Annotated in this window: 10 protein-coding genes; 8 read left to right on the top strand and 2 right to left on the bottom strand. The window is 36.3% G+C overall.

Going from position 1 to position 10,046, the window contains the following annotated elements:
• Nucleotides 1-786: AraC family transcriptional regulator (locus APF76_10715; GenBank protein KUO49102.1), on the top strand; the 786-nt coding region annotated here is incomplete at its 5' end.
• 388 nt (nucleotides 787-1,174) lie between these two features.
• The gene (locus APF76_10710; protein ID KUO49087.1) at nucleotides 1,175-2,254 is read left to right on the top strand and encodes a ribosome biogenesis GTPase RsgA; all 1,080 of its coding nucleotides are present in this window, start codon (nucleotides 1,175-1,177) and stop codon (nucleotides 2,252-2,254) included.
• Between the two features lie 200 nt (nucleotides 2,255-2,454).
• On the opposite strand, the gene APF76_10705 is transcribed toward APF76_10710, so the two are convergent.
• Entirely contained in the window at nucleotides 2,455-2,739 is a 285-nt protein-coding gene (locus APF76_10705; protein ID KUO49086.1) for a hypothetical protein, read from the bottom strand.
• Between the two features lie 102 nt (nucleotides 2,740-2,841).
• Between APF76_10705 and APF76_10700 the strand changes: the two genes are divergently transcribed.
• Together APF76_10700 and APF76_10695 are read left to right on the top strand one after the other, a co-directional pair.
• On the top strand, nucleotides 2,842-3,204 hold the full coding sequence (locus APF76_10700) for a glyoxalase (GenBank protein ID KUO49085.1): 363 nt from the start codon (nucleotides 2,842-2,844) through the stop codon (nucleotides 3,202-3,204).
• A 206-nt stretch (nucleotides 3,205-3,410) separates the two neighbouring features.
• On the top strand, nucleotides 3,411-3,935 hold the full coding sequence (locus APF76_10695) for a hypothetical protein (GenBank protein KUO49084.1): 525 nt from the start codon (nucleotides 3,411-3,413) through the stop codon (nucleotides 3,933-3,935).
• 247 nt (nucleotides 3,936-4,182) lie between these two features.
• On the opposite strand, the gene APF76_10690 is transcribed toward APF76_10695, so the two are convergent.
• Nucleotides 4,183-5,823: a hypothetical protein gene (locus tag APF76_10690; GenBank protein ID KUO49083.1), complete on the bottom strand. Its 1,641-nt coding sequence runs from the start codon at nucleotides 5,821-5,823 to the stop codon at nucleotides 4,183-4,185.
• Between the two features lie 646 nt (nucleotides 5,824-6,469).
• Here APF76_10690 and APF76_10685 point away from each other — a divergent pair.
• The 4 genes from APF76_10685 (at nucleotide 6,470) to APF76_10670 (ending at nucleotide 10,035) form a co-directional block, all read left to right on the top strand.
• Nucleotides 6,470-6,658 carry a hypothetical protein gene (locus APF76_10685; protein ID KUO49082.1) on the top strand — a complete coding sequence of 63 codons (189 nt, stop codon included), beginning with the start codon at nucleotides 6,470-6,472 and terminating at the stop codon, nucleotides 6,656-6,658.
• Nucleotides 6,659-6,981: 323 nt separating this feature from the next.
• Nucleotides 6,982-8,127, top strand: a complete 1,146-nt coding sequence (locus tag APF76_10680; protein ID KUO49081.1) for an aminotransferase V — start codon at nucleotides 6,982-6,984, stop codon at nucleotides 8,125-8,127.
• 241 nt (nucleotides 8,128-8,368) lie between these two features.
• Entirely contained in the window at nucleotides 8,369-9,157 is a 789-nt protein-coding gene (locus APF76_10675) for a N(G),N(G)-dimethylarginine dimethylaminohydrolase (protein ID KUO49080.1), read from the top strand.
• Nucleotides 9,158-9,222: 65 nt separating this feature from the next.
• The gene (locus APF76_10670) at nucleotides 9,223-10,035 is read left to right on the top strand and encodes a MerR family transcriptional regulator (protein KUO49079.1); all 813 of its coding nucleotides are present in this window, start codon (nucleotides 9,223-9,225) and stop codon (nucleotides 10,033-10,035) included.
• Nucleotides 10,036-10,046 lie beyond the last annotated feature (11 nt).

The raw sequence follows: 10,046 nt of genomic DNA, 5'->3' as shown, positions 1-10,046 counted from the left end.
CTGGCTTTTTGCTCGGAATATCATTTTCAAAGAATGTTTTCGTTCCTTGCAGGTGTTACACTATCGGAATACATTCGCCGCCGACGCCTCACTCTTGCAGCATTTGAATTTAATAATAATAGCATTAGGATAATTGATGTTGCAATTAAATATGGATACAATTCACCAGATTCTTTTACAAGAGCTTTTCAAAGTCTACACGGGATAACACCGTCAGAAGCGAGAAATAGTGGTCAATCACTAAAAGCCTATCCACGAATGGCCTTTCAGTTATCAATTAAAGGAGGAAGTGAAATGAACTATCGAATTGAAGAAAAAGAGGGATTTTGTATAGTTGGTATCAAGAGAAGGGTTCCTATAATTTTCCACGGGGTTAATCCAGAGATTGCCTCTATGTGGAAAACTTTAAATGATCAAACGATAAATAAACTTAAGGAGCTTTCTAATGTCGAGCCTTTAGGGCTACTTCAAGCATCCACGAACTTTTCTGAAGGCCGAATGGAGGAAAAAGGGGAACTTGATCATTACATCGGCGTTGCTACAACTAATGAATGTCCAGATAACCTGACACAACTTAAAGTTCCTGCCTCAACATGGGCTGTATTCGAATCAGTTGGACCATTTCCTGATACACTGCAAGATGTCTGGGGACGCATCTATTCCGAATGGTTTCCATCCTCAAATTATCAACAAACAGAAGGGCCGGAAATCTTGTGGACCGAGAATAAAGACGTAACTTCACCTACTTTTAAAAGCCAAATATGGATACCGATTTTGAAAAAGTAGTTTTTACTCACTAATTGTAGTATCAAATGCCAAAGAATGGTATTGTTATTAATACAAGGTCATCGCTATAAGAAAGACAGTAGTTTCCAATGGAACCCAAAAGAAATGGTATTAACATCCTAAGGGCAAAAAGCTCTAGATTGAAAAAATCAAATATAGAGTGGTTCATTATATCAGTAGTAACTTAGACATACAGTAAAGTATTTTTATGATATAATTTATTTGTTTAAAATTTAATTAATATTTAAATAAGCATTAACGAAGGAGTTGTTATTTTATGTCTAAAAACAGTACGTTAGAGATTGTAGCAAATCGGGAGGTAGATACAAAATAATTCGGTGTATAAACCTCCCAAAAGTTACAATTAAACCTTTAGGAGGAATAAAAATTGAGCAAAATAGACATTAAAAATTTAGGGCTCAGTCAAAGGTTTGTTAATGAGTCTACTTTATACGGAGATCTTTATATTGGGCGAGTAATTTCCCAGTACAAAGATTTATACAAGGTTGCCACCGAAAATGGTGAGCTAAGAGCAGAGATTTCTGGGAAATTTCGTTTTGATGTAAGAACTTTGTCTGATTACCCTGCGGTGGGTGATTTTGTTATGCTTGATCGAAATGAAGATGCTAGCGGAAATGCAATTATTCATCACGTCCTGACTAGGAAAAGCGCCTTTATTAGAAAAGCTGCAGGAACATCAAATGATGAACAGATTGTAGCTGCGAATATTGATACGGTTTTTATCTGTATGTCGCTTAACAATGATTTTAAGCTTCGTAGAGTAGAACGCTACCTTGGAATTGCATGGGATAGTGGTGCAGTTCCAGTTATTGTGCTCACTAAGGCTGACCTATGCAATGATCTCGATCAAAAGCTGTCAGAGCTTGAAACTGTTGCTTGTGGGGTTGATGTTCTTGTTACTTCAAGTATGAGTGAGGATGGATACTTATCTGTCAAGAACTATCTTGGTAGTGGCAAAACTATTGCATTCATAGGATCGTCAGGTGTTGGAAAATCAACCTTAATTAATAGGCTAATTGGCGAAAATGCTCTTGAAACCAAAGAAATCAGAAATGATGATAAAGGTAGGCATACTACTACCAGGAGAGAGATTATTCTACTTCCGAGTGGAGGCGTAGTTATTGATACTCCGGGGATGAGAGAAATTGGGATTGATAGTGCTGATCTATCAAAAACCTTTGCTGATATTGATGAACTATCAACAAGATGTAAATTCCATAATTGTACTCATTCTAGTGAGCCAAACTGTGCGGTACAAAAGGCTATAGACGATGGCGTTCTGTCTGAAGATAGGCTTACAAGCTATTTAAAGCTAAAAAAGGAAGCTAAGTATGAGGGATTAAATTCCAAACAGATTGAAACTGAAAAGATTACCGCAATGTTCAGGGAAGTGGGCGGAATGAAAAATGCACGAAAGTTTATAAAAGGCAAAAATAGAATACGATAGCTCGTCTTGATAAACTGTTACCGTTTGTTATGGGCGCAATAAAACAAAACTTGGCTTGCGCCAAGTCCTTAGACGCAGGCGCAAGCCTTAGTCTTTGTGAATACTATCTACCTTGTTTGAACTTATACTTGCTGATAGTACAAAAAAAGCTCGCCAAAGGCGAGCTTTTTGGTGTCATCAATGCTGCAAACAAGTTTTTTTTAAAAGTCCTCTTCAATATGAGGTGGATAGGTAAGGATAATTCTTTCCAATATGTCATTTGAATTAACTTTTTCAGGATTAACAATACCATCTTCCATATTAAAATCAAAGATTATGGCCGCTCCTTCTTCAATTTTAAATACACCAACTAATTCGCCATAACCATGGCCGCTTTCTGGTTCAGTATATTTTGCTCGATAAGTATCAAATACCCGTTCTGCATCATCTCCAACTTTTATACCTAGATTAATTTCTGCTCCTTGCGCATCTGAACTAATCTCCAATACCTTTCAACAAGGTTAAACGACTTAGAAGAAGGGAAATAGGACAATAACTCGAATTAATTATGAATATGAATAAAATTATATTTAGGGAGGAAGAATGCCATGAAATTTTGTTGGGTTACAATAGCGGTTAAAAATATGGAGGATTCCTTAAAGTTCTATCGAGAAATAGTAGGTCTTGTAGTGGATAGAAAATTTGAGGCTGGGCCAGGAGTTGAGATTGCGTTTTTAGGGGACGGAGAAACGAAGGTCGAGTTAATTTGCAATGAGGCCAATAAAGAAGTTAATATTGGACAAGATATTTCACTAGGTTTTGAAGTAAAATCAGTTAAAGAAATGATGGCATTTGTTCAAGAAAAAGGCATAAGTATTCATAGCGGGCCATTTCAACCAAATCCACATGTTAAGTTCTTCTTTGTGATTGATCCCAACGGAGTAAAAATACAATTTGTAGAAAATATTTAAGAAGCATTTTAAAATTTGAATGTACTATTATGTAGATGTATGCTATAACGTGGTTTACGGCAAAGTGTAGATATAAAAAAGAAGTAGGTTAACAAAAAGTAGCTCCTCTTCTAATCGACAAGAGGGGCTTTTTTATGTGGAAGTAGCGAAATACATATGCTGAAATTACAAGAATTAATAAACGCTTTGAAAGGAGGTGTTAAGAAATGAATATGTTTTTAGAACTATTTTTAGTTGTCTTAGTTATGACTATAAGTAATGCCATAGGAACGTTAAAGACTATTTTTACAGCGAAAAAATATTTTAGACCTGTTTATGTCATAGTTTTTATAGATGCGATTATCTTTGCGACAGTAATTACCAAAGTGACTTCAGATGGCGAATATTTATATATATTAGCTTTTGCGGTAGGAAAGATGCTTGGAGTCCTAGTTGGGGGAGCAGTCGAAGAAAAGATTGCAATCGGAATGATCGAGGCTGATATCACGGTGAGTGATAAGGATAGGATGATTACTATCTCGGATCAGTTGAGAAAAGCCGGTTTCTCGGTAAATACCATGGTTACTTACGGAATCAATGGGAACAAGAGATATGTTATTGAAATTACGGCCAAAAGAAAAGATATTGGCCATATTAAAAAAGTATTGGATAGTGTTGATTGTAATAATCCCACCATGACCATCAAAGAAGTCTCCAATGTTTTTGGAAAGGTATGTAGTAGCAGTAACTAAGGCTTAGAAATTGTATACCCCTAAATGGAGGATAGAGGATCTTTCAAATATTAAGATGGAGCTAATTCTGTTTACTGGTAATTTATCATTGCAGAGTTTAAAGCTTGGAAGAAACATTGACTCTTTTCTTCTGAGATTGATAAACAGGATTCTTGAACTTAGGTGGAGTTAACTTTAGGAGGCTTAGTGGCGGTAGTCACTCGGATAAAAAACCCTGATTATTTAGACTAATTTTATTCCTGAGTCACTACTGTTCAGCTGCTGAAAGATATTCAAGTATTAAATCATGAATGATGGTTGGGATTCTTTCATAGACATCCTTTGTTAAGACTCTTTCAGTTACTTTATGCAGATCTTTGCCCCATGGACCAATGTTAATGACTGGCATTTTCAAGCTAGAGAGTTCTTTAAATGGAATATGATAGATGACATCCCAGCCAGGACTATTGACTTTTATTGATTTAATATCTTCTTCTTTACCCGCCCAAGAAGCATAGGATAAATCAGAGATGCCCATAAAAAAACCTTGGGATTCATATGTTAATTTATATTTCTCCCATGCAATCCTGTTGATGGTTTTTTCAAAGGAAAAGGGTATCTTCTGATCAATAAACTCGTTATTGATATGTGGATAGTATGGACCAGATAGCGCTACAATAATCGACGGACCTTCTAAATTAATCCACTCAATAATAAATTCAATGAGACGTGTAGTTGCTTCTGGAAGGTTAATTATATTTTCATGTAATATTTCCACCATTTCCTCTTGAAAAGCACTATAGGCTTCTTCAAAGAGTACTTTGTTGTTATCCATCGCCAGATTATAAATCATCTCAAAAGTATAGACTTTAGGAGTAAAGGATATTTCCTCTGGTTCTTCTCCAATTAAATTACAATAATTTTCATAAGCATCTTGAAAGTGAATTAAGGTATCTCTTGAGGTTCTTTTAGATAGAGAAACCAATGTATCCATAATTTTCTTAGGAGACCTGGTAAAGGTCAACCAGTTGAAATAACCTGTAGCGGCCTCTGGAATGGAGGCGTCATAGGCTTTTTTTCGATCTTTGAGATTAACCCAAACTGGGGGTGGGGTGGCTTCATGATCATGCACATCACAAAGCTGTACATTGAGTTCAGTTTTTCTCTGTAAATCTGCAAGTACTAAGGATGGATTAAAGCCATTAAATGGTTCTCCAATATGACTCTTAACGCCTTTTACATAAAGTACAGGCATAATCTTCCCAACAGAACCTTCATAAAATATGGCCTTGCCTTTAGTATGATTAAAATAAGGTTCACTATTAATTGTTAGAATATACTCTAATTGATATTTTTCTCTTAAAGATGTCATTAAAGGAATTGCACTAAGCATACCTCTTGATAGGGTTTCTTCATCCGGCACACTAAGCAAAAGAATATTACCGGAAAAGTCTTTTTCTTCTGAAAAATGAGCACTTAAGACCAGCTGAATTGCAGCACCAGACTTCATATCTGCAGTACCGCGACCAAAAGTCCATTCTCCAGAGTCAAGATCTTTCCTCGCTTGCAGGGGGAGGTGACGCTTCTTAAATGCCACTTCTAATTCATCAGGTCTTAGGGCAATAGATTTTAACGTTCCATATTCTTCAATATCTATAGCGTCGTGATGATGAATCATGACGATAGTCTTATTACCTTTTCCATTTACTAATGACCAAACAACACTTCTCTGATGAGGGTCATTATCAATGGGATAAGTGCCACAGAGATCACTATTTTCATAGAAATAGGGTTGTTCCTTAATCCAGTGTAGAATCTGCTCCTCAATATAGGTTTCCCTTAAAGTATTGGTATCACTTTGTGTTGCCAAAAGGCGAAGAAATAATGGACGAATCTTCTCTTCAAACATAATGACTCCTTTCTGTAAATTACTTATATTCGTTTGAAACGGAATGAGTATAAAGCATTACGTTTGTGCGGGTTATTTCTGCTTATAATCATAATAATGAAAGGTACAATAGCTCGAACTATTTCTACGTGTTATTCGATATTAACTTGCATATTCCTGCTAATAGCATTTCACCTTTCTCTTATGCCCACTATATTTTTCATATTTCAGAACTGCCGGTTGTAGCTTCAGGATGGCTATTATCAGGGATTGGTGGACTAAGTGGCCAACTTTAGGAGCATGGAGGAGGGGCAAGGGGCATTGTCTTTGCTGTGTTAGTAGCAACTTTTATTCCTATGGTTGTGAATAATGTAGGTGGGGGCAGTACTGGTTGGGCATGGCTTGTTCCCCAATCATGGTTTCGCATTACCATACCATTTGGGGATAATAACTTTTGGCTTCTAGCCGTTTTTATTATAATATCTGCTATACCTATGATACTAGCATAATAAAGGGACCATCTTAGCTTGGGCTCTAGGTATGGCCTTTATTGGCGGTGCAATTGGCATAATTACACCCAATATATCTGACAGTATAAGTGAAATGTTAGTAAGTATGAGTGCTTGGGCAGAAATGATGGCAAAGCTTGGTAATAGAGAAGGCTTCATTGGCAGCTTCTATCTATATATTAGGGCTTATGGGTGGGATGCCTGTCTATGGAATTATAACTGTACTCAAGCTTAAAAAGGAAGAAGCAGAGCATTTTACTGAGATAGTATTGGCAAAACCAGCGATAGTGAACTCGTTCACCAAAGCTGAACATTGGGGAATCAGATGGAGACTCTATTCCACCTGATTTAGAGCCCACTTATAGAAGTGGGGGTCTTAACCCATATAAAATATTTGTGGAATTAACGGCATGATCTACCATATAATTAACTTTTTGCTATATCTGATAAAAAAACTCTTTATAATAGAGGTAAGAAGCAAGTCTTTGTCAAATCCATACTATAACAGCAAAACTATTAAGCTTGTTGGTACAAACTTAGGTATGTAACATTACAGCACCAAGGCTGATAGTATTAAATCTAACAAGAATGAATAGGATATAAGAGGTAGATATATAACTCTAAAGACTAAGCGGAGGAACGCTAATTTATAAAAAGGAGGAGTGAGAGAATGGAGAATAGGAGACTAGTAATGATACCAGGTCCAACACCGGTCATAGACTCTATTCAGAAACAGATGGGAAGGCCAACAGCGGCTTTTGGTGATCCAGACTTTGTAAAGGATTACAAAGAGGTAATAGCTGACCTTAAAGAAATGTGGGGTACAGAAGGTGAAGTCTTTGTTATAGCTGGTAGTGGAACTATTGCCATGGAGATGGCAATTGCAAACACTACCAAAAAGGGTGACAATGTATTAATAATATCTCATGGTTACTTTGGTGACAGGTTTATTGACCTATGTGAAAGAAAGGGTATACATGTCGATGTATTATCTAGTGAATGGGGTAAAATAGTACCCGTGTCGGAAATTGAAAAGAAGTTAAGTGAAAAAACATACCAGGCACTTACTGTCACCCACGTTGACACAGCAACAGGAGTCTGCGCTCCCATCGAAGAGATTGGTAAGGCAGTTGCCAAATTCGAGGAGACCTTATATATAGTTGACGGAGTTTGTGCAACAGCAGCTATACCAGAGTCGGTTGATAAGATGGGAATAGATGTATTATTAACTGGATCTCAGAAAGCATTTGGAGTACCACCAGGGCTGGCTATTGTTTGGGCTGGACCGAAAGCCATGGAAAGAAGGGGTGTTTTAGGAACAATACCAGAATTTTATGCAGACTTTGATAAATGGCTACCAATTATGAACAATCCTGCATTGTATTTTGCTACACCTGCCGTTAACTTGGTATGGGCAATGAAGGAAGCAATCAGAATAATTAAAGAAGAAGGCTTGGAAAATAGATATGCAAGACATATAAAAGTTGCAAAAGCTATGCAGTCTGCCTTAGAAACTATAGGGCTAAAAGTATTAGCAGAACCTGATTGCAGGGCAGTTACATTATCAAATCTAATTTATCCAAAGGGTCTAGATGATGCAGAATTTAGGAATATTATGCTAAAAGAAGGAGTAGTTGTTGCTGGTGGACTTGGACCATATAAGGGCAAAATGTTTAGACTAGGCCATATGGGAAACACAGACACCCATGAGTTGGTAGCTGTTATGGCTGCAATAGAAAGAACCTTGTATAAAATGGGTGTTAATATCGAACTTGGCAAAGGTGTGGGAGTTTTACAAAAGGGACTGCTTGAATAGTAATAAAATAGTAATAAAACCGCAAGAACCTTGACATCCCCATGTCAAGGTTTTTGCTTGCTAATTATTGAAAGAATATTGAATATAAGAAAGACTTTAAGTAGTTTTATGATATACAAAATGAAGTTTGTTCATTATGCATTGAAGTGAGGAATCAAAAGTGTTAATATAAAACAGATTATGGTTATTAAATTTAGAATTTATAAATAATAATGCGACTTAATAAAGGGAGATGCGAAGCATGATAAAAAATATAATAGTAAGAAGGCCCTCACAAAACTTTGCTGATGGTATTACAACATCTGGTTTGGGAAAGCCAAATTACGAGTTGGCACAGAAACAACATGAAGATTATATTGAAGCGTTTAAAAAATGTGGATGTAGCGTGATTATATTAGAAGCAGATGACAGGTATCCTGATTCAACATTTGTTGAGGATGTTGCAATTGTAACAGAAAAATGTGCCATAATTACAAAACCCGGTGCAGATTCTAGAAAAGGAGAGGAAATAGAGGTAATTGGAGCTTTAAGGGCTTTCTACGACAACATAGAGTACTTAACAGATGATGCATGTCTTGATGGTGGGGATATTTTACGGATTGATAATCATTTTTATATAGGAATTTCAAAAAGAACAGACTCAGAAGGTGCAAAGCAACTTACTGGGATATTAAATAAATATGGTTATACTGCTTCAACAGTACCAGTAAAGCATATTCTTCATCTTAAAACTGGTGTAGTCTATGTAGAAAACAATACGCTGATTGCTACGGGCGAGTTCATAGATAATGTGGCATTCAAAGATTTTAAAATGATAAAGGTAGATGAAGATGAGGCTTATTCAGCAAACTGTATATTGGTAAATGGTTATCTTATAATTCCGAAAGGTTTTAAAAAGACAAAAAAAGCTCTCTTAGGTGCAGGCTTTGAAATTATTGAAGTTGATATGTCAGAGTTTGAAAAAATGGATGGAGGACTTACATGCCTTTCATTAAGAATACCTATGGAGAATTCACCAAATCACCCTTGACTCTCCCGTTAGGGGAGCATTTATATTGAAACCATAAACAAATAATGTGTATGGAGTGAGAAATTGTGTATCGAATAGGACTATTCTCAAAAATCAACAAAGTAACTGTCAAAACTCTAAGATATTATGATGAAATGGGGTTACTAAAACCTGCTTTTGTAGATAGAGAAAATGGTTATCGGTACTATACTTCTGAGCAACTGCCAAAGCTCCACAAGATTATAGCTCTTCGTCAAATCGGGTTTTCAATCGATGAAATTCTAGCAATATTAAACGGCCGAAATATTGCCGGAGTTTTTATGGAACGAAAACTGGAGCTTGAAGAATTAATTGAAGACAACCAACAACAGCTCTCACAAATTACGCATTATCTTGAAAAAATGAAGGAGGATTTCAATATGAGTTATGAAGTTGTATTAAAAGAGCTTCCGGAGGTTCTCGTCTATTCTAAACGGATGGTTATCCCAAATTATGATTATTACTTTGATATTATTCCAAAGATAGGGGAGGAAGTAAGCAAGGCTAACCCTGATCTGAAATGTGCTGTACCAGAATATTGCTTTATTATTTATCATGATGGTGAATATAAGGAAAAGGATATTGATGTGGAGTATTGTGAAGCAGTTACATCTATGGGAACTGACACAGGCACCATCAAATTCAAAAAGATAGATAGAGTTCCAACTGCAGCTTGTGTATTACATAAAGGACCATATAGAACAATTGGTAATGCTTATGCCCATTTGTTTATGTGGATAGCTGATAACAATTATACACCTTGTGAAAACCCTAGAGAATCATATATTGACGGAATCTGGAATAAGGAAAATGAGAACGATTGGCTCACAGAGTTGCAGGTGCCAATAATTAAAAAATAGGCTAATTTCTA

The sequence above is a fragment of the Desulfitibacter sp. BRH_c19 genome, from assembly GCA_001515945.1.
Taxonomy (GTDB): domain Bacteria; phylum Bacillota; class DSM-16504; order Desulfitibacterales; family Desulfitibacteraceae; genus Desulfitibacter.
Note: the sequence above shows the minus strand (reverse complement) of the source record. Positions and strands in the feature narration are given on the sequence as shown.

Coding starts and splice junctions, on each gene's coding strand:
- APF76_10690 (KUO49083.1), bottom strand. CDS start 5,823: ATGTTTGAAGAGAAGATTCGTCCATTATTTCTTCGCCTTTTGGCAACA.
- APF76_10700 (KUO49085.1), top strand. CDS start 2,842: ATGAAATTTTGTTGGGTTACAATAGCGGTTAAAAATATGGAGGATTCC.
- APF76_10695 (KUO49084.1), top strand. CDS start 3,411: ATGAATATGTTTTTAGAACTATTTTTAGTTGTCTTAGTTATGACTATA.
- APF76_10675 (KUO49080.1), top strand. CDS start 8,369: ATGATAAAAAATATAATAGTAAGAAGGCCCTCACAAAACTTTGCTGAT.
- APF76_10680 (KUO49081.1), top strand. CDS start 6,982: ATGGAGAATAGGAGACTAGTAATGATACCAGGTCCAACACCGGTCATA.